The organism is Brevibacterium yomogidense (assembly GCF_016107685.1).
Lineage (GTDB): Bacteria > Actinomycetota > Actinomycetes > Actinomycetales > Brevibacteriaceae > Brevibacterium > Brevibacterium yomogidense.
In genome coordinates, this window is the sequence record NZ_JABASY010000001.1 from 650,054 (window position 1) to 674,850 (window position 24,797).

General features: G+C 70.2%; 21 protein-coding genes and 1 pseudogene. 12 read left to right on the forward strand and 10 right to left on the reverse strand.

Translation table 11 applies throughout. The annotated features are described in order from the left end of the window. Positions 1 to 68: 68 nt before the first annotated feature. From JFC09_RS02740 to JFC09_RS02755, 4 genes are read right to left on the reverse strand one after another with little or no spacing between them, the layout of a single operon-like run. Entirely contained in the window at positions 69 to 2,147 is a 2,079-nt protein-coding gene (locus JFC09_RS02740) for a dipeptide ABC transporter ATP-binding protein (RefSeq protein ID WP_232483026.1), read from the reverse strand. After that, positions 2,144 to 3,064 carry an ABC transporter permease gene (locus tag JFC09_RS02745; protein WP_198392425.1) on the reverse strand — a complete coding sequence of 307 codons (921 nt, stop codon included), beginning with the start codon at positions 3,062 to 3,064 and terminating at the stop codon, positions 2,144 to 2,146. The genes JFC09_RS02740 and JFC09_RS02745 overlap by 4 nt, the downstream gene beginning before the upstream one ends. After that, complete coding sequence (locus JFC09_RS02750; RefSeq protein WP_332839618.1) at positions 3,061 to 4,047, reverse strand: ABC transporter permease; 987 nt, start codon at positions 4,045 to 4,047, stop codon at positions 3,061 to 3,063. The genes JFC09_RS02745 and JFC09_RS02750 overlap by 4 nt, the downstream gene beginning before the upstream one ends. A gap of 2 nt (positions 4,048 to 4,049) precedes the next feature. Next, entirely contained in the window at positions 4,050 to 5,774 is a 1,725-nt protein-coding gene (locus JFC09_RS02755) for a TIGR04028 family ABC transporter substrate-binding protein (RefSeq protein WP_198392782.1), read from the reverse strand. A 434-nt stretch (positions 5,775 to 6,208) separates the two neighbouring features. Here JFC09_RS02755 and JFC09_RS02760 point away from each other — a divergent pair, with 434 nt between their 5' ends. From JFC09_RS02760 to JFC09_RS02795, 8 genes are all read left to right on the forward strand, one after another. Then, the gene (locus JFC09_RS02760) at positions 6,209 to 6,685 is read left to right on the forward strand and encodes a hypothetical protein (RefSeq protein ID WP_198392426.1); all 477 of its coding nucleotides are present in this window, start codon (positions 6,209 to 6,211) and stop codon (positions 6,683 to 6,685) included. A 279-nt stretch (positions 6,686 to 6,964) separates the two neighbouring features. Continuing rightward, a complete protein-coding gene (locus tag JFC09_RS02765; protein ID WP_198392427.1) occupies positions 6,965 to 7,924 on the forward strand; it encodes a metal ABC transporter substrate-binding protein in 960 nt (319 codons plus the stop codon). A gap of 107 nt (positions 7,925 to 8,031) precedes the next feature. Further along, positions 8,032 to 8,769 carry a metal ABC transporter ATP-binding protein gene (locus JFC09_RS02770; protein ID WP_198392783.1) on the forward strand — a complete coding sequence of 246 codons (738 nt, stop codon included), beginning with the start codon at positions 8,032 to 8,034 and terminating at the stop codon, positions 8,767 to 8,769. 137 nt (positions 8,770 to 8,906) lie between these two features. After that, entirely contained in the window at positions 8,907 to 9,728 is an 822-nt protein-coding gene (locus tag JFC09_RS02775; RefSeq protein WP_232483131.1) for a metal ABC transporter permease, read from the forward strand. A gap of 109 nt (positions 9,729 to 9,837) precedes the next feature. Next, a complete protein-coding gene (locus tag JFC09_RS02780; RefSeq protein WP_198392428.1) occupies positions 9,838 to 11,952 on the forward strand; it encodes an N-acetylmuramoyl-L-alanine amidase in 2,115 nt (704 codons plus the stop codon). A 34-nt stretch (positions 11,953 to 11,986) separates the two neighbouring features. Continuing rightward, positions 11,987 to 12,796: a metal-dependent transcriptional regulator gene (locus JFC09_RS02785; RefSeq protein ID WP_198392429.1), complete on the forward strand. Its 810-nt coding sequence runs from the start codon at positions 11,987 to 11,989 to the stop codon at positions 12,794 to 12,796. Between the two features lie 153 nt (positions 12,797 to 12,949). Next, positions 12,950 to 13,612 (forward strand): VOC family protein, encoded by a 663-nt coding sequence (locus tag JFC09_RS02790; protein ID WP_198392430.1) that lies wholly within the window; start codon positions 12,950 to 12,952, stop codon positions 13,610 to 13,612. Then, the gene (locus tag JFC09_RS02795; RefSeq protein WP_198392431.1) at positions 13,613 to 14,515 is read left to right on the forward strand and encodes a VOC family protein; all 903 of its coding nucleotides are present in this window, start codon (positions 13,613 to 13,615) and stop codon (positions 14,513 to 14,515) included. Positions 14,516 to 14,751: 236 nt separating this feature from the next. Here JFC09_RS02795 and JFC09_RS02800 read toward each other — a convergent pair whose 3' ends face one another. The 4 genes and pseudogenes from JFC09_RS02800 to JFC09_RS02810 form a co-directional block, all read right to left on the reverse strand. Next, positions 14,752 to 15,072 carry a putative quinol monooxygenase gene (locus JFC09_RS02800; protein ID WP_198392785.1) on the reverse strand — a complete coding sequence of 107 codons (321 nt, stop codon included), beginning with the start codon at positions 15,070 to 15,072 and terminating at the stop codon, positions 14,752 to 14,754. A 201-nt stretch (positions 15,073 to 15,273) separates the two neighbouring features. After that, complete coding sequence (locus JFC09_RS16630; protein WP_408610938.1) at positions 15,274 to 16,515, reverse strand: metalloregulator ArsR/SmtB family transcription factor; 1,242 nt, start codon at positions 16,513 to 16,515, stop codon at positions 15,274 to 15,276. 42 nt (positions 16,516 to 16,557) lie between these two features. Next, a pseudogene (locus JFC09_RS16635) lies at positions 16,558 to 17,010 on the reverse strand (urease subunit beta); the annotation flags it as partial. A 12-nt stretch (positions 17,011 to 17,022) separates the two neighbouring features. Then, positions 17,023 to 17,325 carry an urease subunit gamma gene (locus JFC09_RS02810; protein ID WP_198392433.1) on the reverse strand — a complete coding sequence of 101 codons (303 nt, stop codon included), beginning with the start codon at positions 17,323 to 17,325 and terminating at the stop codon, positions 17,023 to 17,025. A gap of 329 nt (positions 17,326 to 17,654) precedes the next feature. Here JFC09_RS02810 and JFC09_RS02815 point away from each other — a divergent pair, with 329 nt between their 5' ends. The 3 genes from JFC09_RS02815 to JFC09_RS02825 all read left to right on the forward strand — a co-directional run bounded on the left by JFC09_RS02815 (position 17,655) and on the right by JFC09_RS02825 (position 20,907). Beyond that, a complete protein-coding gene (locus JFC09_RS02815) occupies positions 17,655 to 18,491 on the forward strand; it encodes an IclR family transcriptional regulator (protein ID WP_198392434.1) in 837 nt (278 codons plus the stop codon). Positions 18,492 to 18,646: 155 nt separating this feature from the next. Next, positions 18,647 to 19,336 carry a hypothetical protein gene (locus JFC09_RS02820; RefSeq protein ID WP_198392435.1) on the forward strand — a complete coding sequence of 230 codons (690 nt, stop codon included), beginning with the start codon at positions 18,647 to 18,649 and terminating at the stop codon, positions 19,334 to 19,336. 5 nt (positions 19,337 to 19,341) lie between these two features. Further along, positions 19,342 to 20,907 carry a GMC family oxidoreductase gene (locus tag JFC09_RS02825; protein ID WP_198392436.1) on the forward strand — a complete coding sequence of 522 codons (1,566 nt, stop codon included), beginning with the start codon at positions 19,342 to 19,344 and terminating at the stop codon, positions 20,905 to 20,907. A gap of 70 nt (positions 20,908 to 20,977) precedes the next feature. Here the strand turns inward: JFC09_RS02825 and JFC09_RS02830 are convergent, their stop codons facing one another. Then, a complete protein-coding gene (locus JFC09_RS02830) occupies positions 20,978 to 22,504 on the reverse strand; it encodes a PucR family transcriptional regulator (protein ID WP_198392437.1) in 1,527 nt (508 codons plus the stop codon). Positions 22,505 to 22,696: 192 nt separating this feature from the next. On the opposite strand from JFC09_RS02830, the gene JFC09_RS02835 reads away from it, so the two are divergent. Continuing rightward, complete coding sequence (locus JFC09_RS02835) at positions 22,697 to 23,287, forward strand: hypothetical protein (RefSeq protein WP_198392438.1); 591 nt, start codon at positions 22,697 to 22,699, stop codon at positions 23,285 to 23,287. Positions 23,288 to 23,407: 120 nt separating this feature from the next. On the opposite strand, the gene JFC09_RS02840 is transcribed toward JFC09_RS02835, so the two are convergent. Beyond that, positions 23,408 to 24,790 (reverse strand): NAD(P)/FAD-dependent oxidoreductase, encoded by a 1,383-nt coding sequence (locus JFC09_RS02840; RefSeq protein WP_198392439.1) that lies wholly within the window; start codon positions 24,788 to 24,790, stop codon positions 23,408 to 23,410. Positions 24,791 to 24,797: the final 7 nt, after the last annotated feature.

Sequence of the window (24,797 nt, forward strand, 5' to 3'; positions counted from 1 at the left end):
GCGACACGTGGTCCCCGGTCGAATGCTTCGACCGGGGACCTTCTTGTGGGGCCGCGAGCGCCGCTTGCTCAGATCGCCAGCGTCTGGAGGTCCAGCACCTGCGTGTCGAGCGGACGGGGGATCGCTGCGAGCAGCCGCTTCGTGTACGGGTCCTCCGGCCGCGCGAACACCTGGTCCACCGGCCCGGACTCCACCTGCCGCCCCCGCGACATGACGGTGACGGAATGCGCGATCTGCCGCACCACCGCCAGGTCGTGCGAGATGAACAGGTACGTGAGCCCCAGCTCCTCCTGCAGCCCCTGGATGAGGTCGAGGATCTGCGACTGCACCGTCACGTCCAGCGCGGACACGGCCTCGTCGAACACGACCAGCCGCGGTTCGATGACCAGCGCGCGGGCGATCGCGATGCGCTGCAGCTGCCCGCCGGACAGCTCCCGCGGACGCCGCGACGCCAGCGCCGGATCCAGCGCGACCGTCTCCATCGCCTGCGCCACCCGGTCCGTACGCTCCGCCTTCGACCCGATCCGGAAGTTCCGCAGCGGCTCCGCGATCGACGCCCCCACCGCATGTGCAGGATCCAGCGCGCTCGCCGGGTTCTGATGCACCAGCTGCACCGTCTTCCGGAACTCCCGCAGCTGCTTCTTCGTGAGGGCCTCCGCCTGGTAGTCGCCTACCCGGATCGTGCCGGACTGCGGCGTGTAGAACCCCGCGAGCGCTCGCCCGATCGTCGACTTCCCCGACCCCGATTCGCCCACCAGGCCCAGGGTCGTCCCCTCCGGCACGGTGAAGCCCACGTCCTCGATGCCGATGATCGCGGACCCTGCGGCCTCGCCCTCGTGCACCTCGTCCGTCTCCTCCCGCGGCACCCGCGCGAACACCTGCGTGAGTCCGCGGACCTCGACGAGGTCGGCAGCGGGAGATGAGGGCACCTCGGCGGTGGTGCCGGTCGAGGTCGGGGCGGCACCTGCGGCGCCGGGCACTGCCGGCCCGGCACCTGCGGAACCGGACACTGCGGGCCCGGCACCCGTCGACGGTCCTGCTGTGGCGGCCTCGCCGGCCCCGGGCGCACTCCGCACCGCCCCGCGCAGCGTCTGCATCGACGGCGCGTCGGCCAGGAGCCGGCGCGTGTAGTCGCTCTCCGGCCTGCCCAGCAGGCGGCGCGCAGGGCCGCGCTCCTCGACGATCCCGTTGCGCACGACGACCAGGTCGTTCGCCCGCTCCGCCGCGACCGCCAGGTCATGGGTGATGAAGAGGATGCCGGTGCCGGCGTCGCGGCGCAGATCGTCCAGCAGGTCGAGGATCCGCTTCTGCACCGTCACGTCCAGTGCGGACGTCGGCTCGTCGGCGATGAGCAGCTGCGGGTCCAGGCTGATCGCCGCCGCGATGAGTGCGCGCTGCCGCATGCCGCCGGACAGCTCGTGCGGGTACTGCTCCGCCCGCATCTGCGGCCGGTCGATCCCCACCCGGTCCAGCAGCTCGTGGACGCGGGCCCGCCGAGCATCCGCCCCCAGCCCGGTGTGCAGCCGCAGCGACTCCGCGACGTTCGCCCCCACCGTCTTGAGCGGGTTGAGGGACGTGCCCGGGTCCTGAGGGATGTATCCGATCCGTGCCCCGCGCACCCGCTGCCACTGGGTGGGTGACAGTGTCCGCAGATCCAGCTCCGGGTCGTCACCGTGGGCCCCCAGCTGGATGTCACCGCTGGTGACCTGCGCGTTCGCCGCGAGCAGCCCGATGACCGCACCCGCCGTCGTCGACTTCCCCGACCCGGATTCGCCCACGACCGCGGTCACGGCGCCGGCCCGGATGTCCAGGTCAATGTCCCTGATCGCCGCGGTCGGCTCCCCGGACCGCGTCGCATACGACACTCCCAGCCCGCGGACAGTGAGCACGGAGGCCGCGCCCGAGGCCCCGGTCGCCTCCGCGAACGACTCCGGGTACTCGATGGAGTAGTCGATGCCGATCCGGCTCTGGTACTTGGCGGGCGTGCCGGTGCCGATGCCGCGGGAACCGGGTTTGACGGGTGGGAGGTGGGGGGAGGGCTGCGGGAGGTGGGAAGACTGCGGGGAGTGGGGAGAAGACCGAGGGGGGTGGGACCTCGACTGCGGGGGGTGGGACGAGTTCGGCTGCTCGGGGAGGTCGCTGCTCATTCGGCTGCCTTTCTCAGTGCGGTGCCCAGGCGGTGCGTGGAGACCACGACGGCCATGACGATGAGGCCCGGGAGGACGGTGAGCCACCAGGCGGTGGCGACGAAGTTGCGGCCTTCCGCGATGATGAGGCCCCATTCGGGGGTGGGAGCGGGTGCGCCGTAGCCCAGGAAGCCCAGGGTGGAGATCTGGAGGATCGCGCTGCCGACCTGCAGGACTGCAAGAGCGAGCACCGACGACACCGCGTTCGGCACGACGTGGCGCAGCAGCACCGACCAGTAGGTGCCGCCGGATCCGTAGGCGGCCTGCACGTAGTCCGCCTGCATGATCGTGACGGCCTGCGACCGGGACAGGCGGGCGAACTGGGCGATGGCTGTGATGCCCACCGCGATGGCGACGTTGACGATGCCGAAGCCCAGCACGATGACGATCGTGAGGCTCAGCAGCAGTGCGGGGATCGACAGGAGCACGTCGACGATCCGCATGAGCACTTCGCCGACCCAGCCGCCGCGCGAACCGGCGATGAGTCCGATCGCGGAGCCCACGACGAGCCCCACCCCCACCGCGATGAGCGCGGCGAGCAGCGAGCGGGACGCCCCGTGGACGACGCGCGAGTAGACGTCGCGGCCGATCTGATCGGTGCCGAACCAGTGCTCCGCCGACGGGCCGAGCAGTGCAGCGGTGTCCCCGCCGTCCACCGGATCGTGGCCGGTGAAGAGGCCGGGGACCAGTGCCCAGATGATCGTGACGCCCAGGATGACCGCGGCGATGATTGTGCCCGGCGTGAAGAAGCTGCGCACGGTGGAGGGGCGGCCGCTGCGTCCCCGGCCCCGGCCCAGGCGCCCCGGACCGCTCTGATCGGTCGATGTCTGTGCGGTGGTGGAGCGGGCATCGGCGCCCGCGAGTTCGACGGTGCTCATGACGTGGCTCCCTTCAGCTGTCTGCGTGCCGCCTTCCCCACCCGACCGCGGTGGCGCAGGCGCGGGTCGATGAGCGGGTAGAGCAGGTCGACGACGAGGTTGACGATCACGAACCCGACCGTCGCGATGACGACGATCGCCAGCAGCACCGGGTTGTCCCGGTTCGCGACGGCCTGCGCGGTGAGGCTGCCCAGGCCGTTGCGGCCGAACACCGTCTCCGTGACGACGGCACCGGCGACCAGCTCACCGAACAGCAGACCCGCGATCGTGAGGGCCGGCAGCGTCGCGTTGCGGATGACCGCGTTGACCAGCAGCCATCCCTCGGAGGCCCCCTTCGCGCGGGTGACGTGGACGAAGGACTGGGCCCGCACCTCGGCGACGGCCCGGATGAGCACCTGCGCCAGCGGTGCCGACAGCGGGATCGCAAGGGTGAGCGTCGGCAGGATGAGTGCCTCGACGGGCCCCGGGTCGACGACGTTCACCCAGCCCAGCTGGAAGCTGAGCACCTGGATGATGACGATGCCCAGCCAGAACACCGGCACGGACACGAAGAGGCTGGGAGCGGAGTCGATCGCGGTCGCAAGCCACGCCGGCTTGCCGTAGGAGGCGAGCACCGTGACGATCAGCGCCAGCAGGACCGCGGCGACGAACCCGCACAGTGCGAGCACCGCGGTGGACGGCAGGGCTGCGGCGATGAGTGTGGCGACCGCGGCACCCGAATTCACGGAGAAGCCGAAATCGCCCCGCAGGAACCCGGTGAACGACTGCCAGTACTGGATGTACCAGGGGGCATCCGCACCGTAGGAGTCGCGGATCGCCTCGACCTGATCCGCGGACAGTCCCAGGGCGGGGTTCGCGAACCGGGCGAGCACGCCGTCGCCGGGCAGGATCATGAGCAGCAGGGCGGCGAGCGTGTACGCGAGGAACAGGACGAGCACGGCCTGCCCCAGGCGGGACGCCACATAGCGGAGTGTGGGGGACAAGATCAGGCGCTCCTCTCCTGGTCCGCGAGCCAGACGGAGTAGAACCGGGGGCGGCCCACCGGCTCCGTCGCGAAGCCCTGCACGGCGCGGCGGAAGCCGAACACCTGCGGCTCCTCGAACAGCGGCACCACCTGGGCCTGGTCGACGAAGTGGTCCTGGAGCTCCGCGACGGCGGCCTCACGGTCCTCTGCGCGGGCGGAGCCGGTGACCTTCGCGAGGATCCGCTCGACCTCCTCATCACCCCACTCGCCGGTCTCCGCGTCCTCGTTGAGGAACGCGTTGCGGTTGTCGACCGACCACTGGCTGGCGACCACGTCGTAGTCCGCGCGCGCCACCATCGAGTGGTAGATCTGCACGCGGTCCAGGTTGGCGGAGTCGATCGTCTGCTGCGCCTGGTCGCCCTCGTTGATGAGGAGCCGCACGCCCACGCGGCGGAAGTCCTCCTGGACGAGGCTCTGCACCTCCCGCGACCGCGGCTGGGGCAGGGCGATGTTCACCCGCACGCTCAGCATGGTGCCGTCCTTCACGCGGTAGCCGCCGTCCGCGGGTCGCTGCCAGCCGGCCTCGTCGAGCAGCGCGTTCGCCGCCTCCGGGTCGTACGCCCACGCTCCGGGCGCTTCGACGTAGCCTGCCGCACCGCGGGCCAGGATGCCGGTGGCGACGGGGTAGTTGTCGGTGAAGAGTTTGCTGACGATGCGCTCCCGGTCGATCGCGGCGGTGAGCGCTCGGCGCACCCGGAGGTCGGACAGGACCGGGTCGCGCTGGCGGAGCGTCATGCAGTTGTTGATGCCGTTGGTGGGCTGCGCGAACAGCTGGATGCCCTTCTCCACGATGCGGGCCTCGTCCGGCGCCTGGACGTCGCGCACACCGTCGGCCTGTCCGGACACCAGCGCGCCGATCCGCACGGAGTACTCCGCGTTCACCAGGTAGTCGAGCCCGTCGAGGTACGCGCGGCCCTGGTGCTCGAAGTGGGGCGGGGCCCAGTCGTAGTCCTCGCGGACGCGGATGGACAGGCGGGTGCCGACGACCTCCTCCGCGATGTAGAACGGGCCGGACGTCGCGACCCCGGTCGCCCGCCCGGGGCCGAACCCCTCCGAGTCGAGGTCGAGAGTCGCGGATGACAGGAGCCCCTGATTCATCGTCGACGTGGCCTGCGGGAAGCCGGGCGACGGCGCGTCGAACCGGAAGACGACGGTGCGGTCGTCGAGGACGTCGCTGCCCGCGTAGTTCGTGATCTGCTCCGAGATCGGCAGCCCGCGCGCGTTGTCGCCCAGCCCGAACAGGTCGAAGTTCTGCGCGACGTTCTCCGCGTCCAGCGGGGACCCATCGGAGTAGGTGACCCCCTCGCGGATGCGGAAGGTGAACTCCGTGGCGTCGTCGTTGACCTCCGGCAGCTCCTCCGCGATCCACGGGTGCAGCTCGAGGGTCTCCTCGTCCTGGTACAGCAGCCGGTCGGTGATGTTGTTGACGATGCCGCCGTTCGGGTAGAACCCGGCCTGCGGCGGGAACAGCGTCGTCCACGTGAGCGGCTCGAAGTACCGCAGGACGCCACCCGGCACCGGTTCCCCCGTCACGTCGAGAGGCGACGTGTCCGTGGGCGTGCAGGCGGCCAGCGTGAGCAGGGCGCCGAGGCCCAGGCCGCCTCCCAGCACCGCTCGCCGGGAAACGGGCTGGGCGGGAGTGGAAAGGGCGGGAGCGGAAAGGGCGGAGCCGGGACGAGCGGGGATGAAGCGGGCGGGGGTGGATCGGGCTGGGATGGAGCGGTGGTTCAGAGGAGGCACGGAGGTCTTTTCGTCCGAAGAGCGCGGGAAGCCCAAGCGTGGTGAGCACGCGAAGGTACAGGAGTCACGCGAGGTGCGGTCGCACGCGGGCAGGGGCACAGGAGGCCGGATGCGGGTGCGTGAGGGGGCTGACGGCCGGGGCCGGCAGGTCAGCTCAACAAGACGACGTGGTGACGACCATGTTGTCGATGTGCCGGCGGCGCCAGCACAGCAGGGTGTCGAGTCGTGTCATCACGTAGGAGATCACACCACCGATCGCTTGAAGTGTCAACTGATCGCTGACCTGTCACTTCTCCTGTGCGTTCTGCCGAATCTGTGGCCACCCGCCACTTCCCGCGATAAAATCAGGGGAGCTTGCATCTTCAATGAAGGAGGCCAGCGTGACCGACGGATCAAGCACACGAGGCGGAGTCGGCGGAACCGGGCATCCGGGCCGCCCCGGCGATGTGGAGGACCTCAACGGGTACGACGGCATGACGGCCGACCACAACAAGCAGCGGATCGAGGAGGCGGACGAGAAAGTGGCACCCGCACCAGACGAATCCAGCGGTGTCGAGTCGATCGACAAACTGAACGAAGGGGTGCGCCAGGTCTTGGGCGACGCCCAAGTCGACTACAGCGAAGCCGAGCTCTACATGGAGTCGGACGAGGCAGCGATCGACGCCGCCGCCGCAGTGCATGGCGACCGCGTCGAACGGTTGCCCGACGGCACACACGAAGTGCAGTCCGTCGCGAAGGGCCCCGCCGACGACCCAGCGGGCGGCTGGGCCGACAAGCCCGTCGGGCGCAAGGGAGACCGGGTGTTCAAACAGAATGCTGACGAAGCGGACGAGCAGAGAAGCCACTGGGGCGAATGACGCTGAACCCGGGTGGGCAATGCCGGACCGGGGTTCAGCGGCGCTGAACCGGGACGGTAGAAGCTGAACCGGGAGAAGGGGCCGAGTGCGCAAGCGCTCGGCCCCTTCTCGTGCCCCGCGTCGCTGTGCTGGCGCCGTGCCGCCGTGCGCCGCGCCATACGCGATGCTCTTTGACTTGCGCACATGGTGAGTTGTGCGGGCCAAACACCTGGAATACCGTCGGAGGAAATCAAGCGGTGGGCGTGCCCCACCGCGGTCTCGGAGCGGTGGAGGTGCGTGATGGCGGTTTCGCCTCGGCGGAATGCGTGGAAGACGGTGAGTGCGGCAGCTGGTGCGGCGACGCTGCTGGCGCTCACCGGGTGTGCGGGCGACGCGGCAGGCCAGGGCTCCGATGGTGGTGACCCCGCCGGTGAGGGCCTGCCGGTCGTGCTCACGACCTTCACGGTGCTCGCGGACATCGCGCAGAACGTCGCGGGGGAGCAGCTGGAGGTCGTCTCCCTCACGAAGCCGGGCGCGGAGATCCACGGCTACGAGCCCACCCCGGCGGATCTGCGCCGCGCGCAGGACGCGGACCTCGTTATCGACAACGGCATGGGTCTGGAGGCATGGTTCGACCGGTTCTTCGCGGACGTCGACGCCCCGCGCGTGGTGGCCTCCGACGGCATCGACCCCCTCGACATCGCGGAAGACGCATACGCGGGCGCACCCAACCCCCACGCGTGGATGAGCCCCCTGAACGTCCAGACCTACGTCGACAACATGGAGGACGCCTTCGCGGAGCTGGCCCCGGAATCAGCCGACGAGTTCGCAGCGAACGCGGAGGCCTACAAGAGCAGCCTGCAGGACGTCCACGACGAACTCATGAGCGACCTGGAGGAGGTTCCCGCCGGTCAGCGGGCGCTCGTCACCTGTGAAGGGGCCTTCAGCTACCTCGCGCAGGACGCGGGGCTCGACGAGGCGTATCTCTGGGCAGTGAACGCGGAGGGCGAGGGCACTCCGCAGCAGGTCCGCGACGTCATCGAGTACGTCGACGGGAACAGCATCCCGGCGGTGTTCTGCGAATCGACCGTGTCGGACGCCGGCATGCAGCAGGTGGTTGCCGCGACGGACGCGGAATTCGGCGGGACGCTCTACGTCGACTCCCTCTCCGAACCCGGTGGCGAGGTCCCCACCTACCTCGACCTCATCCGCTACGACGCGGAGACCATCACCGCCGCTCTCACCGGAGGCGCCCAGTGACCGCGCGGCGACCGGCAGGCACCCCGGAGCCCGCGACCACCCGGGAACCCGCGACCACGCCGGAGTCGGCCCCACCGGAGTCGGCCCTGCCGGAGTCGGCGCCACCGGTGCCCGCGCCGGGCCTCGAAGTGGTCGACGCCACCGTGCGGTACGGCAGCCTCCTGGCGCTCGACGACGTGAGCCTGCGGGTGGACTTCGGTCGGGTCTGCGGCCTCATCGGGGTCAACGGGTCCGGGAAGTCGACGCTGTTCAAGACGATCATGGGGCTCGTCGCCGCGGACGCCGGCAGCGTGCGTATCGCGGGGGAGTCGATCGCGCGTGCCCGCACCAGGGCGACCGTGTCCTACGTCCCGCAGCACGAGGACGTGGACTGGGGCTTTCCCGTCTCCGTCCGCGACGTCGTCATGATGGGCCGCTACCCGCATCAGGGCTTCACGCGGCGACCGCGCGCCGCGGACCGTGCGGCGGTCGCCGACGCGATCGAGCGGGTCGGCCTGTCCGACCTCGCAGGTCGGCAGATCGGGCGACTGTCCGGCGGGCAGAAGCGGCGGGTGTTCGTCGCCCGCGGCATCGCCCAGGGGGCGCGGGTGCTCCTCCTCGACGAGCCGTTCGCCGGCGTCGACACGACCTCCCAGTCCCTCATCACGGACCTCCTGCGGGAGCTCGCCGCAGACGGCGCGGCGGTGCTCGTGTCCACGCACGACCTCACGACGCTGCCGGACCTCGCGGACGAGGCGGCACTGCTCCTGCGCCGGCTCGTCGCCCAAGGACCACCCGCGGACGTCCTCAGGCCGGACGTGCTCTCCCAGGCCTTCGGCCTCTCGATCCAGGACGGTACCCCGTGATCCCCGCTCTCCTCACCACGACCATGACCCCTCTCGCCACCCTCACGGCCCCTCTCACCACCACCTCTCCCGCAGCCGTCACCACCGTCCTCAGCACGGTGACGACCTGGCTGACGGAGCCCCTCACGTACGACTTCATGCTGCGGGCGATGGCGATCACGGCGGTGGCGGCGTTCGTCTGCGCACTGCTGTCGTGCTGGCTGATCCTCATCGGCTGGTCGCTCATGGGCGATGCCGTGTCGCACGCCGTGCTGCCCGGTGTGGTCCTCGCCTACATCGTGGACCTGCCGTTCGCGGTGGGTGCGGTGGCGTTCGGCCTCATCGCGGTCCTGCTCATCGGCATCGTGCGGGACACCAGTCGGATCAAGGAGGACGCCGTCATCGGCATCGTCTTCACCGCGCTCTTCGCGCTGGGCATCGTCCTCGTGTCCGTCACTCCCAGCCACGTCGATCTGGGGCACATCGTGTTCGGCAACCTCCTGGGGGTGTCGCCCTCCGTGCTCGTCCAGGTCGCTCTGCTGGCGGGGATCGTGTCCACGGTCCTTCTCCTCAAGCGCCGGGACCTCATGCTCATGGCGTTCGACCCGGTCCACGCCCACGCGATCGGTCTGAGCCCCCGTGTGCTGAGCGGCCTTCTGCTCGTGATGCTGGCGCTCACCTCGGTGGCGGCGCTGCAGGCGGTGGGGGTCGTGCTCGTCGTCGCGATGCTCATCATCCCCGGCGCCACCGCGCACCTGCTCACGGACCGATTCAGTCGGATGCTCGTCATCGCGGCGACGGTCGCGGTCGTCTCCTCGCTGGCAGGTGCGTACCTGAGCTACTGGTGGGACACCTCGGCGGGAGGGATGGTCGTGCTCGCGCAGGCGGCCGTGTTCGCGCTCGTCTACCTCTTCGCACCCCGCGAAGGTGTGGTGACCGGGCGGATCCGTGCGCGTCGCAGAGCCGCCGCGCCCGCATGATGTGTCAGCATGGCGGGTGGACAGACGCACCCCTGTGAGTTCGGGTGCGGCCTCCGCGGATCGATGTCGCGGGCCGCACTCCACTTCCCCACGAACAGAGGTTCACTACATGCATTCGCGACCCCTGGGCGCGCTGGTCGGCGGAACGACCGCGCTCCTCTCCCTGCTCACGCTCTCCGCCGGACCCTCGCTCGCCGCGATCGACGAGCAGCCGGAGACCTCCGAATCGGACCTCCTGGGCGTCGACGAGGAAGGCCTGGGGCTGCCCGGCGCCCGCTCCTCGTCGACCGCGACCTCCGCCGCCACCCGGACCCTCACAACGAACCTGCCGTCCCTGCTGCGGGCACCCGCCGCACAGACACAGGCGTCGGCGGCGTTCACCCAGGCGATCGCCCACCACGTGCGAAATTCCGGTGCCGCAAGTGCCGCAAGTGCCGCAAGTGCCGCGGGTGATCGAGGGCCGGCGCCGGCTGCTGCGGTCGGTGGTGCTGCTGCGGGCGGTGCGCACGCGGCGCCCACCGGGGGTGCGACCGGTGGTGGGAGCGCGGTCGGTGGTGCGCAAGCGGCGCCCGCCGGGGCATCCCCGAGTGAGTTCGAATCGTCCCCAAATCTGTCATCCACGGACGAATTGCACTCACTCGGTGGTGGTGCGGCGGCGACGACCGCCTCGGACACGGCGATCGAATCGGCCGAGCCCCAGCCGTACGGCTCGGTCGCCGAGACGACGGAGGACGGCATCGCGATCGCCGCGCTGTCGCAGGAGATGGTGCTGCCGGACGATGCGCCGGCGGTCGTCGGCCTCGTCTACGACGAGCAGTCCGACGTCGAATTCGAGGTCCGCACCCAGCAGGACGGTGAGTGGTCCGACTGGAACCACATCCACGTCGAGGATGCGGACGACGGCAATCCGGGCACGGACCCCTACTACGTGGTCGGGGCGGAGAGTCTGCAGGTGAGGATCCTCGGCGACGACTGGGACCCCAGCGGCACCCGGATCCTCCTCGTCGACCCCAAGACGAAGGAATCCGACGCCGAGGCGGTCCGCGACAACCAGCCCATCGCCCCTCCCACGGAGGTGCCCGCTGAAGCTCCCACTGAGGCTCCCACTGAGCCGCCCACAGAGGTGCCCGTCGAGGACGGGACGCAGGCGGAGCAGGCGGCGGCGCACCCCGGCCACAGGACGAACGGCGCCGCGTGCACTGGCGCAGGCTGCTCCTGCCCGCAGTGCGCGGGGGCCGCCGTGGCGAACGCGGGGATGACGGTCAACGCGGGACTGGCCGTGGAGACCGGGCACACGGCCGGGCGCTCAATGACAGCCAAGAACTCTGAGACGGCCGGAAGCACTGCGACAGCCGGGACCACCGCGCAAACCGGAAGCACTGCGACAGCCGGGACCACCGCGCAAGCCGGGACCGCCGCACGTGTTGTGAACACCTCGGCGTCCGTGAAGAAGGTCGACAAGCCGACGGTCCGCAGCCGGAAGGACTGGGGTGCGGACGAGAAGCTCGGCAGCACGGACCCGGCGATCGCCTCGGAGGCGACCGCCGCGGTCGTCCATCACACCGACGGGCAGAACGACTACGACGCAGAGGACGTGCCCGCGATCCTGCGCGGCATCCACACCTTCCACGTGGACGGCCGCGGCTGGGACGACGTGGGCTACAACATGTTCGCGGACTCCTACGGGCGGCTGTGGGAGGGCCGGGCCGGTGGCCTGGACAAGGCGGTCGTGGGCGCGCACGCGGCCGGCTACAACACAGGCACCTTCGGGATCTCCGTCCTGGGCTCCTACGGGTCGAAGGCCCCGCCGCAGAAGACGCTCGACGCCGTGAGCGGTGCGATCGCCTGGAAGCTGTCGCTCAGCGGGACGTCCGCGGACGCGAAGACGACCGTGTCCGGCGACACGATCCGCACCGTCGTGGGCCACCGCGACGTGGGAGAGACGAGCTGCCCGGGCGGGGCGTTCTACGAGAAGCTCGGCGGCGTGCGGTCCACGGCCGTGGAGATCCAGGAGGGGAAGCGCAGCGTCGACCCCCAGGACGACAAGGCCGAAGACAAGAAGGCCGACGACAAGAAGAAGGACGAGAAGGCCAAGGACGAGAAGTCCGGCGAGGCCGGGGACGACAAGGCGAAGGCCGAAGACAAGAAGGGCGGGGACGGGTCGGGTGACGACGACCTCGGCGGTGGGGTCCAGGACCTCATGCCGGGCGTCGAAGAGGACTGAGGGGCCGCCCGATCCCGGCGGATAGGCTGAGGCCATGTCCGTCTCCCAGCTGTCGATCAGCACGCAGAACTACCTCAAGGTGATCTGGAGCCTGCAGGAATGGTCGGACGCACCCGCGTCGCCCGGGCGGATCGCGGAGAAGACGGGGCTGCACCTGTCGACGGTGTCCGGGGCGATGCCCAAGCTCGCGGAGCAGGGACTCGTCGAGCACGTGCCGTACAGCGGGGTGAGGCTCACCGACGCCGGTCGCGCGATCGCCGTCGCGATGGTGCGGAGGCACCGGCTCATCGAGACGTTCCTCGTCCGCACGCTGGGGTACGGCTGGGAGCAGGTGCACGACGAGGCCGAACACCTGGAGCACGCGGTGTCCGACTTCATGATCGACCGGATCGACGCCGTGCTGGGCCACCCCGCGCGGGACCCCCACGGCGACCCGATCCCCGCGGCGGACGGGACGGTGGACCGGCCGGAGGCGACACCCCTGTCCGAGGTCGCCGCGCGCCTCACCGATGCGGCCGAGCGGGCGCGGGTGCGGGTGGAGCGGATCTCCGACGAGGATTCGGGCCTCCTGCTGCACCTGGCCTCCCGCGGCATCACCGTGGGCGCGAGCCTGGAAGTGGGAGGCGGGGACCCGTACTCGGGAACTCTCCTCGTCGAGGTCGTCGCATCGGCAGGCACTGCGGAGGGAGGCGCCCAGGTGGACGCTGCCGGCGACGGGGGCCCGATGGATGTTGAGGACGGTGCGTCGCAGGCGACCCCCTCGGGCGTGGTGCCGGCCACGGTCGCGGAGCCGACGAGCCTGAGCGTCGACGCCGCCTCGCACGTCTACGTCTCACCCCTATAGGGCTCAGCCTTCCCTCCTCTCTGGTCCCACCCCTGTGAACACGCGCTCTTCCCACGCCTCACCAGCCCTTCCCACCCCTGTGAGCGTGCAACGTTCCCTGCGGATGTGACGTCAGCACCACCACACGGCGCCGAGGGTCGGTAGGGTCGCACCATGGCGATCACGACAGCATTCGACCACCTCGTCTACGTCGTCCCGGATCTAGCGGCGGGAGTCGAGCAGTTCGCGCAGACCACCGGGGTGCAGCCCGTCTACGGCGGTGCGCACGTGGGGAAGGGGACGGCCAACTACCTGGTGCGCCTGCAGCCCGCCGGGTGGGAGGAGACTCCGCGGCCGCTCACCTACCTCGAGATCCTCGGGCCGGACCCGGAGCAGGACCTCGACGACGGTGTCGAGCGTCCGCTGGGTGTCGACGACGTCGACGCGCCGCGGCTGCAGACGTGGGCGATCCACCCGGACGGGTTCGACGCCGTGCTCCAGCGTGCGGAGGCGGAAGGCGTGGACTTCGGCGAAGCGCGCGACATGTCACGTCGGACCCCCGAGGGCGACCTCCTGGAGTGGCGCCTCACGACCCGGGGTGCCCTGCCGTTCCACGGACTCCAGCCGTTCCTCATCGACTGGGGCGACTCCCCGCACCCGGCCTCACGCGACCTGCCCGTCCTCACCCTCGAATCGCTCACCCTCACCCATCCGGACGCCACCGGGCTGCGGCCCCACCTGGGTGTCCTGGGTGCGAGCGGCACCGAGGTCGAAGAAGGCCCCGCACCCGCGATGCACGCCCGGCTGGGGACCCCGAACGGCACGGTGACGATCTGAATGGCCAGTGACGCCGCGCGTCCGCCAGTGGATGATTCTGGTCCGGCAGCCGGTTCCGCTCCAGTTGACAGTTCTGGTCCGGCCTCCGGAGAACCTCCGGGGTCCGGTTCCCCCACGGCACCCGGCGTCGTCCGCACCTTCGATCACCTGGTCGTCGCGGTGCCGGACCTCGCCGCGGGTGTCCGCGAGTTCGAGCTGCTCACCGGGGCCCGCACCGTCCCCGGCGGCAGCCATCCCGGCCGCGGCACCGCGAACCACCTCGTGCCGCTCATCCCGCGTGGCTGGGAGGGCGCGCCGCTCACCTACCTCGAGATCCTCGGCCCCGATCCCGCGCAGGACCCCGCGCTCGCCGCTCGCTCCCTGCCGGGCGTGACGGGACTGTGCGCGCAGCGGTGGGCCGCCCACCCCACCGGCTTCGACGCGGCCGTCGCCCGCGCGGACCAGGCCGGGGTCGACTACGGCGACGTGTTCGACATGAGCAGGCACACCCCGGACGGCGGCCTGCTCGCGTGGCGGCTCACCCGCCGGACACCCCTGGCGCACGGCGGCGCGCAGCCGTTCCTCATCGACTGGGGCAGTTCGCCGCACCCGGCGCACGGACTGCGCCCGCAGCCCACCTCGTCACAGTTCACGACTGCAGACCCCGCCGCCTCCGACCCCGCCGCCTCCGACCCCGCCGCCTCTGACCCCGCCGCCCCCGCTCCTGCCGCCGAGGCGCCGGTCACCCTCCTCCTCGAGCGTCTCGAGTTCTTCGGTCCGGATCCGGAGCGGCTGTCCGACGCGATCCGCGTGCTCACGGAGGAGCAGGTCAGCGTCGAAGCTGCCGCGGAGTCGGGGTTCCGCGCGACCATCAGTGGACCGCGAGGGGAGCTGACGCTCACGAGTGTGGGCGTCCACCCCTGAGAGAGGTGTTCGTCAGTCCTCCGGGAGGCAGCCCTCCGGAAGGAGGCCCCCGGTGGCGCCAGGCCACCGGTGTGTCCGGGAACGCGGAGGCCCGCCGCTCCCCACAGGGGAGCAGCGGGCCTGCGTGACACGAGTGCGGCGGAAGCGCCGCCTGCATCAGTCGGGGCCGGCCGGGGTCAGTCGGAGCTGGCCCGCATCGGTCGGAGCCGGTCGGCGTCAGTGGGAGCCGCCCGGGATCAGTCGAGCTTGAGTTCGCCCATCTCGTCCCAGCCGTTGCCGTCGACCTGACGGGAGATGATGCGGGGCGTCTTCGTGAGGTGGGGCCGGATCGCCTCGAGCCCCTTCTTGAAGTGGTCGCTGTTCACGTGGGGGCCTGCGCCCTCATCGGTGAAGCCTTCGACGAGGATGAACTCCTGGTCGTTCTCCAGGCTCTTCGACCAGTCGAAGAAGAGGTTGCCCTCCTCCGCACGCGTGGCCTCGGTGAACTCGCGGACCGCTTCCGGGAATTCGGCGACGCTCTCCGGCTTGACCTCGAAGCGGACGACGATGAAGTACACGATTCCTCCTGGGGTGTCGGCTGTCTGAGTGTTCCGGACCAGCTGATCATGGATCGCCGGGTCCGTCACCGCCATCCTCTCACTGGCTGAGAAGCCGACGCACGGCACGGCGTGCTGAGAGCCCACACGCCCCGTGCGGTGCGTGTCCGGACCGGGCAGTGCCGGTCAGACGCGGTCAGGCCCGGTCGGGCCGGTCCCGCCTCACGCGTGTTCGGGGTGCAGCGGGGAGTGCGGTGCCGACACGTGGTGGAGCAGCGCGTGCACGGTCGCATCCGTGAGCCGCCACCGCCGGTGCCTGCCGTCCCGGCGGGGGACAGCGATCTCCAGGTCCTCCAGCTTCCGCAGGGCCTGCGTGACGGCGTTCGGGCTGACGCCCACCGCATGCGCCAGGTCGGACACGGACGCCTCCGGTGCTGCATGCAGGGCGACGAGCAGCTTCAGCCGTGTGGGGTGGGCGCACACGGTGAACGCACGCTCCCATTGCCCCAGCTGCGGCTCGAGGCTCGTGACCGCCTCGACCGCGATGTCGCGGTGCTGATCGGAGCCCTCCGTCACCGGCGCCTTGACGCCCGTGATGACGTGCTGGAGCTGGACGTGATGGCCCGGCACCGCTCCGCGGGCCGTATCGATCTCCAGGATCTCCGTGAGCGGAGTCGCCGTCACGTGCAGGAATCCGGCCTGCCGCACGACCGCCACCGTGTCCTCGATGCTGGAGGACTCCGCCAGCGGCAGCTCGCGCGCAACGCCCGCGCTGTAGTGTTCGGCGAACCTCTCCGTCTGGTTCGCCTCGATGCCGTACGGGAACCACGGTGCGTCGACGACCGCGATCGTCCCTCCCGGCCGCAGCAGCCGCTTCCAGTTCGTGAGCGCCGCCAGCGGATCCCGGAGGGTCCACATGACGTAGCGGTTCACGATCGCGTCGAAGCTGCCGGGCGCGAACGACGGTTCGACGGCGTCGTCCTGACGGAAGTCCGGAGCCGGACGCCCCTCGCCTGCGCGATCCGCAGCCCTTGCCCGGGCGATGTCGAGCATGCTCTCCGACAGGTCTGTGCCGACGACCCGCTTCCCGAGGTCCGCGAGGAGGAACGCGAGGTACCCGGAACCGGTGCCGACGTCGAGCACGTCGACCGCGGCCTCGGGCAGCGCCTCCGTGAAGCCCCGCCCCCACGCGGCGTGGTCCACACGGAGGCGGTCACGACTCTGCTGGTGTGCGTCGTACTCCCGGGCACGACCGTCCCAGTAGTGGGTGAGGGTCGGCTGGACGGTGCGGTCCGTGCTGACAGGGCGGGTCATGGGACTCCTTCCGCGGGTGCTCACGGCACGTGCGCAGTGAGAGGGGAGAACAGCAGATTGGGTGTGCCGTGGACGTCGACGCGTAGACGTGCCGGATGAGCTCCGGCTCAAGGCCCTCCTGCGGCGTGCCTGCTGGTCCTCGTCCGCCATGAACTCCTCATCGGTGGCCGACGAGTTCTTCACGGGGGACACGGTCTCCGTCTGCTCGCCCTCGATCTTCTGGGAGGGTGCCGCCTTCTGACGGTAATCCTCGTGGCGCTCCGCCAGATCCGGGTCGCGGGCGATGTCGTAGCCGGCGCTGCCGCCGATCGCCTCCGTGGAGAACATGGAGACGGTGGAGCCCACTGGCCCGTTCACCTCGTCGCGGAGGCCGTACACCTCACGCGCACCGCCCAGCTCCACGAGGTGGACGCTGCGGGCGTCGCCCGGTTCGAAGCGCACGGCGGTGCCGGCGGGGGAGTCCAGGCGCATCCCGCGGGCTGCGAGGCGGTCGAACTGTAGCTGAGGGTTCGCTTCGGAGAAATGGTAGTGGGAACCCACCTGGATCGGCCTGTCGCCGCGATTGACGACATTGATGATCCGGGTCTTCTCGTCCGCGTTGCAGGTGATGGGTTCTTTGCTCAGGATGTATTCGCCGGGAATCACGACAGCCTCCGCTCAGCGTATGGGTTTGTGGACGGTGACGAGCTTCGTGCCGTCGGGGAACGTGGCCTCCACCTGGACGTCCGGGATCATCTCCGCCACCCCGTCCATGACGTCCTCGCGGGACAGGAGCGTGGTGCCCCAGTTCATGAGATCGGAGACGGTGCGGCCGTCGCGAGCGCCTTCCAACAGCTCCGCGGTGATGAGCGCCACCGCCTCCGGGTGGTTGAGCCTCAGGCCGCGTTCACGTCGCCTCCGGGCCAGATCAGCTGCGACGACGATGAGCAGCTTCTCCTGTTCGCGCGGTGTGAGGTGCATGCCACTCCTTCAGTTCAGGCTGCAGCTGAAGGGCCGTCCCCCGGGCGGTGGTGCCACCCGCTCCGGGTGACAGGAACCTTGCCGCGAAGAGTCTGCGGGGCAGGCCGGCTCCTCCAGCGATCACAACTCCTTCGACAGTAGCGAACCGATCGGCGAAAAGATGTTCGGGAACCTTCCGGGAATACTCCGAACAATGCGGGGACCAGCATGGGCGCGTGCTTTCAGGGAAAAGCCCGGTAGTCCATGTTTCGAAAAGAGGAATCGCTTCCTTCGTTAGGTGAGGCGCGACTGCGCAGGATGTTTCCCCCTCCCTGTGTGAGAATCGGTGCATGTCGCAGTCAGGCGTGGTGTCCGGCGGAGACCCGAACGCGGAGCGGGGGCCGGACGGCTTCGGACCTCCTCCGCGGGACCCCAAGCCCGGTCCCCTCAAGCGGGCGGTCGCGGTGATTGACGCGATCGCCGCTCACGGCAGCTCCACTGCGAAGGAGCTCTCCGAGCACACAGGCCTGCCGCTGCCCACGGTCTACCGCATCGCGAACGAGCTCTGCGGCGTCGACTACCTCGTCCACCTCCGCAGCGAGAAGCGGTTCGCGCTGGGCTATGCCCTCCACGACCTGGCTGTCCGCCTCCATGATGACTTGGGGGTCGTCCCCCAGGTGCGGCGTGAGATCGCGGCACTCCAGCAGACTACGGGCATGGCCACCTATCTCGCGATCCATCGCGGCATGGACTTCGTCATCGTCCACGTCGTCGACTCACCCGCCTGTCGCCGTCTCCGTCCCATGACCTTCGGCTTCCGCGAGAACCCTCACGCAACGGCGTTCGGGAAGCTGGGTCTGTCTGACCTCGATCCGGCTGCCCGCCGTGAGCTGCTGGGCGACGGCCCATTCCCCGCCCTCACCCCGCACACCCTCACGGACCCGGACGAGCTGGCCGCGGAACTCGACTCGATCGGGGCAGATGGTGTCGCATGGGAGACGGAGGAATTCACCGTCGGCACCCGCTGTGCGGCTGTCCCGCTGCGCACGGAGCTGGGGACCCTCATCGGCTCCGTCGCGCTGTCCGCCCCGGTTGCGGCCTATGCGGGCCGAACCACGCACGTCGAACACCTCCTGCGCGCCACCGCCGCCCGCGTGAGCCGGTTCTACCGGCTGGGCACCCCCTGAGCCTCCTGTCGAACCGCTGCTGGAGCGTGATTCTCATCCAGCGATATAAGCCCCTTCTGCGGCGTGAGGCACGCGCCTAGCCTGACGTCAGCACGCAGGCACCATGCCGGCACGCCGGATCGCTCCGGCCCGTCAACGACGACGAAGGAGACACCATGGCCTTCCCCGGCCCGTACCCCTCGAAGTATCCGCAGCTCAACGAGATGGCGTTTACGGACGAAGCACGCGGTGTGCTCGTCCACATCATCCGCGCCGCCTTTCCGCATGAGGCGATCCCGCTGGGTCCCTACGAGCGCATGGCCGACCGCATCATCGAGATGGCCGACGAGTCGACCTGGTTCCGCATCAAGCTCCTCCAAGGGGTCCAGACCCTCAACGACCTGGCGGGCGGCGCGTTCGCCCAGTTGGGCCTCGAGGACGCGGGCAAGGTGCTCCTCCACGTCGAGAAGACCGACTTCTTCGGGTTCATCCGCCGCTCCACGGTCCTCGAGATGTACGAGGACGAAGAGGTGTGGGAGGTGCTCGGCTACGAAGGCCCTTCCTTCGACCAGGGCGGCTACCTGCACCGCGGGTTCGACGACCTCGACTGGCTGCCCGACCCGCGGATCGACGAATACGACGGCGAACCCCTTGTCGAGGTGCCGGCCGGCCCCGCCGCGGCACTCGCCTCCGCGACCCCACCGGTGGGCGACGGGGGAGGCGGCGGCGACGGCGACCTCGGGCGCGGTGACGACCCCGGCCGCAGCCGGGACCTGAGTGACATTGGAACGGACAGCGGCGTCGAGACGGCGGCGAACACGGCAGGGACCCAGGTGGAGCCCGGCCGCACGACGGAAGGTGCGTGAGAGCAGTGGCGCGAATCGATCACAACGACGAGGCGATCGTCATCATCGGATCCGGTGCCGGCGGCGGCACCCTCGCCTACGAGCTCACGGCGAAGGGACTGCCCGTCGTCGTGCTCGAGGCCGGGCCGTACCTGCGCAACGAGGACTATGTGAACCTCGAATGGGAGGCGTTCAACCAGATGGCGTGGCTCGACCCGCGCACCACGTCCGGGTCCTGGCGCGTCTCCCGCGACTTCCCCAACCTGCCAGCGTGGATCGTCAAGGCGGTCGGCGGGACGACGACGCACTGGTCCGGGGCGACCCCGCGGTTCAAGGCCCACGAATTCAAGGCCCGCAGCACGTACGGCCGGGTGGACGGCGCGAACCTGCTGGACTGGCCGCTCACGCTCGAAGACCTCGCACCGTACTACGACCGCGCGGAGAAGGCGATGGGCTCGACCCACCGCCACGGCCGCCCCGCCCTGCCGGCGAATAACAACTACAAGGTCTTCGCGGGAGGCGCGGAGCGCGCCGGCTACAGGCACTACGCGACGGGCCCCTACGCGACGAACGCGGAACCGTACGACGGGCGCCCCGCCTCCGTCCAGGACGGCTTCAACTTCCAGGGCGACAAGAACGGTTCCAAGTGGTCGACGATGGTGCGGGAGATTCCGCGGGCGGAGAAGACGGGTCTGCTCGACCTGCGACCGGAATCGCAGGCGGTGCAGATCACCCACGACTCGAACGGGCGCGCGGACGCCGTCGTCTACCTCGACGCGGACGGCAACCTGCACCGGCAGGCGGCGAAGGTCGTCTGCGTCGCGGGCAACTCGATCGAGACGCCGCGGCTGCTGCTCATGAGCGCGAGCGCGCAGTACCCTGACGGGCTCGCGAACTCGTCCGGGCAGGTGGGCCGCAACTACATGCGCCACCTCACCGGCAGCGTGTACGGGCAGTTCGAGAAGCCCGTGCGCATGTATCGAGGCGAGACGATGGCCGGGCTCATCGCGGACGAATCGGTCCACGACCCGTCCCGCGGGTTCGTCGGAGGCTTCTACATGGAGACGATCTCCCTGGGCCCCGCGTTCCTCGCGAGCTTCATCGACCCCGGCGCGTGGGGGAAGGAATTCGCACAGAGGATCGATGCCTACGCGAGGACGGCGGGCATGTGGATCGTCGGCGAGGACATGCCGCAGGAGTCCAACCGCGTCACCCTCAATACGTCCGTGGAGGACGCGTTCGGGCTGCCCGTGCCGAACGTCCACGTGGACGACCACGCAAACGACGAGGCGATGCGGGAGTACGCGTATGCCGCCGGTGAGCGTGTGTACCGGGAAGTGGGCGCGGTCGGCACACACCGGACACCGCCGTATCCGTCCACGCACAACCTTGGCACTTGCCGCATGAGCGAACGGCCCGAGGACGGCGTCGTCGACCGCTGGGGACGCGCCCACGACGTGCCGAACCTCTTCGTGTCTGACGGATCGCAGTTCACGACCGGCGCGGCCGCCAACCCGACGCTCACGATCGTGGCGCTTGCGATCCGCCAGGCGGAGTACCTGGCCGACCAGCTCGCGACCGGCGGTGTGTGAGGCGCGGGTCGTGGAGTCCCGTACGGGATGAGCCGGGCGTAGGCGGGGCGGGAGCGTGAGGTGGGCCGGGTCAGGTGCCGGCGGCCTCGGCGGAAGACCGCGACTGGGCGTGGAGCGTGATCGCGACGGCGAGTGCGGCGCGTTCGTGCCCGTCGTCCAGGTCGACGGCCAGCAGCTCCTCGATGCGGGTGCGCAGCGTCTGCATCGTGTTCCTGTGCACGCCCATGCGGGCGGAGGCGGCCGTGACGGACACGGTGGCCACGAGCGCCTCGAGCGCCGTGACCAGCTTCGCCGCGTCAGGAGCCGTGAGCAGCGGGTCCAGGATCGCCGAGGTGACGGCGTTCTGCAGACCCATGGGAATGAGGTTGACGATGTCGGTGAGGTCCGGCGAGTTCGCGTATCGGAGGCCGACGGGCGGTTCGGCCCGGACGAGGAGGGCGGTGGACAGCGCCGCCCGGTCCTCGCCGGACAGGGGTTCGCCGATGAGGATCCCGTCGCGCGTGCCGGGCGCCAGGGCGCCGCGCAGTTCGGCATCCGCCGGCAGTTCCGCAGTGCGGCCGTCGTCCAGCGGGGACACGGACGCGAGGATGATCGTCCGGCCCTCGACGTTGAGCGTGAGGGTGTGGAAGGCGTCGCCGATGAGGGCCGCGAACCGGCGGGCGAGCAGCTGCTGACGCAGCGGTGTCCGCGCACTCACCCGGATGGGCTGGATGAAGCCGGACGGGGGGACCCCGCTGGCACCCACCTCCGCCTTGACCTTCTCCGACGCGCCGAAAGGATCGGACAGCAGCTGGGCCAGATCGATGCCGAGCGAGGCGCCGACCGTCGTGAGATGCCGGGCGAGCACCATCGCGATGACCGTCGCGGCGGGGGACAGGAGCAGCCTGGCCTCCACCGGGTGCTGCACCCGGGCCCGCAGGGTCCACGTCGCCTCGCCCGCCAGCGCGAGAGGGATCTCCAGGAGGGTCGTGTCAGGGTCCGGCGGCTCCGCAGCGGTGGGTTCGGCCACGTGCGGGTCGTCCAGGAGGTGGAGGTCCGCAGCGCGGGTGCGCGCGGTGACGAACTCCTCCCCGACGTCGTCGACGATCGTGAGGTCGATCCCCGTGTGCGCGCGGATGATCTCGAGCAGACCCTGCACGTCGTCGTCGATCGCCGCCTGCCGCGTGCACTGCTCCGCGATCTCCCACGCCCTGCGTGTGTTGCGGTAGCGGGCTTCGGCGATCGTCTGCATGACCGTCTGCTGCATGCGGAGGAAGGGGAGGTCCTCGGGCACGACGAGGACGGGCAGCCCCCGCACGTTCGCCGCGTTGCGCAGGGCGGGCGGCACGCGCATGTGGTGGCGGCTCACACCGAACGCCAGTGCTGCGGCGCGGGCGCTCACGAGTCCGTCGACGTACAGCTCCAGCGCCCATTCGTCCGAGGCCTCGAACGCCATGCCGGTCGTGAGGACGAGTGTGTCCGGTTCCAGGTACGCGGCCGGTGCGAGGGATTCGGTGGCGACGACTGCGCGGACGGGCCGGTCCAGCATCTCCGGTGACGACGGAGTCAGGAGTTCCACGTCCAGGGACGTGTCGATGATGAGATCTCGAATCTTCATCGTTCTGCCGTCCTTCTGCTGGCGGGGACCCGCGAACGGCGGTGGGTGCGGCATCGGTCGCGGAGCGTGACCTCCATTGTGCACTACGCACTGGTAACAGGCGGAAGTTCAGCATTCTGTCCAAAGTCCACGGCCTCGTGGGTCCTAGGCTCAGGGACACCACGGAGGCGCCGAGCGAACGGAGGGAACGCAATGCAGATCGTGAGTGACGCGGCGCATGCTGCGAGGAATCCGTCCGAACCGGCGCTCACACCGCTCTGGATGGCGGACGGACCCCCGGTGTGCACGACGATCGACGGCGAGCACTTCCCGTTCGTCACCCCCGTCCGGGACGGATGGTCCCACCTGCTGCTGCCCGTGCGCCGGTCCTACCGCGCGCAGCTGGAGATCGAGCAGGCGCACGTGGTGCTCTGCCACCTCCTGCCGGGCGTGGACTCCGTGGGGCTCGCCTTCTGGCCGGACCTGGCGCGGAAGCGCGCTTCCGCGTTCACACTGGACAGGCGCGACGGCGACGGCGTCGTCGACCCCCACGATCCCGGACTGGTGACCGTCCGCGACGACCGGTACCTCGTGGACACGTTCACGGGCAACGGCGCGGACCTGCTGCTGCGGCTGGACGACGGTGCGGGCGGCTTCGAATGGCCGGGCCTCATCTGGAACCGCGACCGCACGTGGGTCGTGGATTCGGGGCCGGGGCGCGCCTTCTCCCTGCTGTCCGCGCCTCCTCGGATCTGCGAGGAGATCGCATCGGATCCCAGGTCCGGAGGAGTCTCCTCCCTCTGACACGCAGCCGGGCCGGAACCGGGTCCTCAGAAGCCCGTGTGGAACCTGTCCCTGACGACGCGCAGCCGGGCCGCGCCCCGGTCGTGACGACCCGGTTGCAGCCCGGCTGCTGCCCTGTTCCTACGAGTCGAAGCCCATTCCGACCGCGTCGAGGAGCTTGAGCAGGGGCCCCCGCTTGCCGCCGTTCTCGTCGGAGCGGATCATCGCCTTCGTCGTGAGTGTCACCCCGGCCCACGCGAATGGCTCCGGTGGGAAGGGTAGGGGCATCTTCCGCACCATCTCCAGCTGTGTCAGCTCCGTCTCCTCACCGGAGAGCAGGTCGAGCATGACGCGACCGCCGAACCGGGACGCGCCCACCCCCAGCCCGGTGTACCCGGCGGAGTAGGCGACCCTGCCGCCGTGCGCGGTCGTGAAGAACGGGAAGAACCGCGAACACGTGTCGATCGCCCCGCCCCACTTGTGGGTGAAGCCCAGTCCCTCCAGCTGCGGGAACGTCTCGAAGAAGTGGCGGGCGAGGGTGTCGAACGTCTCCGGCCGCTGGTCGTACTTCCAGCTCACCTGCTTGCCGTAGTGGTAGACGGCGTCCCACCCGCCCCACAGGATGCGGTTGTCCGCGGTGAGCCGGAAGTAGTGGAAGCGGTTGGCGGCGTCCGACAGCCCCTCACGGTGCTTCCAGCCGATCGCCTCCATCTGCGCGTCGCTGAGCGGCTCCGTCATGAGCGCGTAGTCGTAGACGGGCACGGTGTGCAGCCGGGTCCGCTTGAGCAGCGACGGGAAGACGTTCGTGCCCAGGGCCACGTGGTCCGCGGTGACACTCCCGTCGTCGGTCGTGAGGAGGATGCGGGACCCGTCGCGGTCCAGCGACCGGACGATCGAGTTCTCGTACACCTCGACGCCCAGGTCCTGTATGACCCGCTGCAGACCCCAGCACAGCTTCGCGGGGTCGATGATCGACGCCGTCCGCGTCTCCCGCAGCCCGCCCAGGTACTGCGGGGAGCGGATGTGGTCGCGCAGGGCCTCCGCGTCCAGCCAGTACCGGCCGCCTGCGGGATCGTGGTCCGGCGCCATCGCATCCACCTGGTACTGCTCGGTGGCGACGTTGATGATGCCGGTGCGCTCGAAGTCGCAGTCGATGCCGTAGCGGTGGACCGCCTCTTCGATCGCGTCGAGGTTCTCGATGCCCAGCTCGATGAGGCGGTCGTTCTCCCTCGGCAGGTGCTGCTTCCCGTTGTCCGGGCCGTGCGTGAGGCTCGACTCGCAGAACCCGCCGTTGCGCCCGGACGCGGCCCAGCCGATCCGGCCGCCCTCCAGCAGGATCACGCGCCTGCCGGGGTCCGCCTCCTTCGCGAGGAGTGCGGTCCACAGCCCCACGAAGCCGCCGCCCACCACGGCCAGGTCGGTCGACCTCGGGCCCGTGAGCGCGGGCAGGCGAGCGGGACGGTCCGGGGTGTCCAGCCAGTACGGGATGGTCGAGGCGGAAGCCAGCGATGCAGTCGGTTCCATGGTGTCC

What these genes read in the sequence shown, in the direction of transcription:
- JFC09_RS02740 (WP_232483026.1), bottom strand. Translation starts at nt 2,147, where the DNA reads ATGAGCAGCGACCTCCCCGAGCAGCCGAACTCGTCCCACCCCCCGCAG.
- JFC09_RS02745 (WP_198392425.1), bottom strand. Translation starts at nt 3,064, where the DNA reads ATGAGCACCGTCGAACTCGCGGGCGCCGATGCCCGCTCCACCACCGCA.
- JFC09_RS02765 (WP_198392427.1), top strand. Translation starts at nt 6,965, where the DNA reads ATGGCGGTTTCGCCTCGGCGGAATGCGTGGAAGACGGTGAGTGCGGCA.
- JFC09_RS02775 (WP_232483131.1), top strand. Translation starts at nt 8,907, where the DNA reads ATGCTGCGGGCGATGGCGATCACGGCGGTGGCGGCGTTCGTCTGCGCA.
- JFC09_RS02780 (WP_198392428.1), top strand. Translation starts at nt 9,838, where the DNA reads ATGCATTCGCGACCCCTGGGCGCGCTGGTCGGCGGAACGACCGCGCTC.
- JFC09_RS02785 (WP_198392429.1), top strand. Translation starts at nt 11,987, where the DNA reads ATGTCCGTCTCCCAGCTGTCGATCAGCACGCAGAACTACCTCAAGGTG.
- JFC09_RS02790 (WP_198392430.1), top strand. Translation starts at nt 12,950, where the DNA reads ATGGCGATCACGACAGCATTCGACCACCTCGTCTACGTCGTCCCGGAT.
- JFC09_RS02795 (WP_198392431.1), top strand. Translation starts at nt 13,613, where the DNA reads ATGGCCAGTGACGCCGCGCGTCCGCCAGTGGATGATTCTGGTCCGGCA.
- JFC09_RS16630 (WP_408610938.1), bottom strand. Translation starts at nt 16,515, where the DNA reads ATGGCGGACGAGGACCAGCAGGCACGCCGCAGGAGGGCCTTGAGCCGG.
- JFC09_RS02810 (WP_198392433.1), bottom strand. Translation starts at nt 17,325, where the DNA reads ATGCACCTCACACCGCGCGAACAGGAGAAGCTGCTCATCGTCGTCGCA.
- JFC09_RS02815 (WP_198392434.1), top strand. Translation starts at nt 17,655, where the DNA reads ATGTCGCAGTCAGGCGTGGTGTCCGGCGGAGACCCGAACGCGGAGCGG.
- JFC09_RS02820 (WP_198392435.1), top strand. Translation starts at nt 18,647, where the DNA reads ATGGCCTTCCCCGGCCCGTACCCCTCGAAGTATCCGCAGCTCAACGAG.
- JFC09_RS02830 (WP_198392437.1), bottom strand. Translation starts at nt 22,504, where the DNA reads ATGAAGATTCGAGATCTCATCATCGACACGTCCCTGGACGTGGAACTC.
- JFC09_RS02835 (WP_198392438.1), top strand. Translation starts at nt 22,697, where the DNA reads ATGCAGATCGTGAGTGACGCGGCGCATGCTGCGAGGAATCCGTCCGAA.
- JFC09_RS02840 (WP_198392439.1), bottom strand. Translation starts at nt 24,790, where the DNA reads ATGGAACCGACTGCATCGCTGGCTTCCGCCTCGACCATCCCGTACTGG.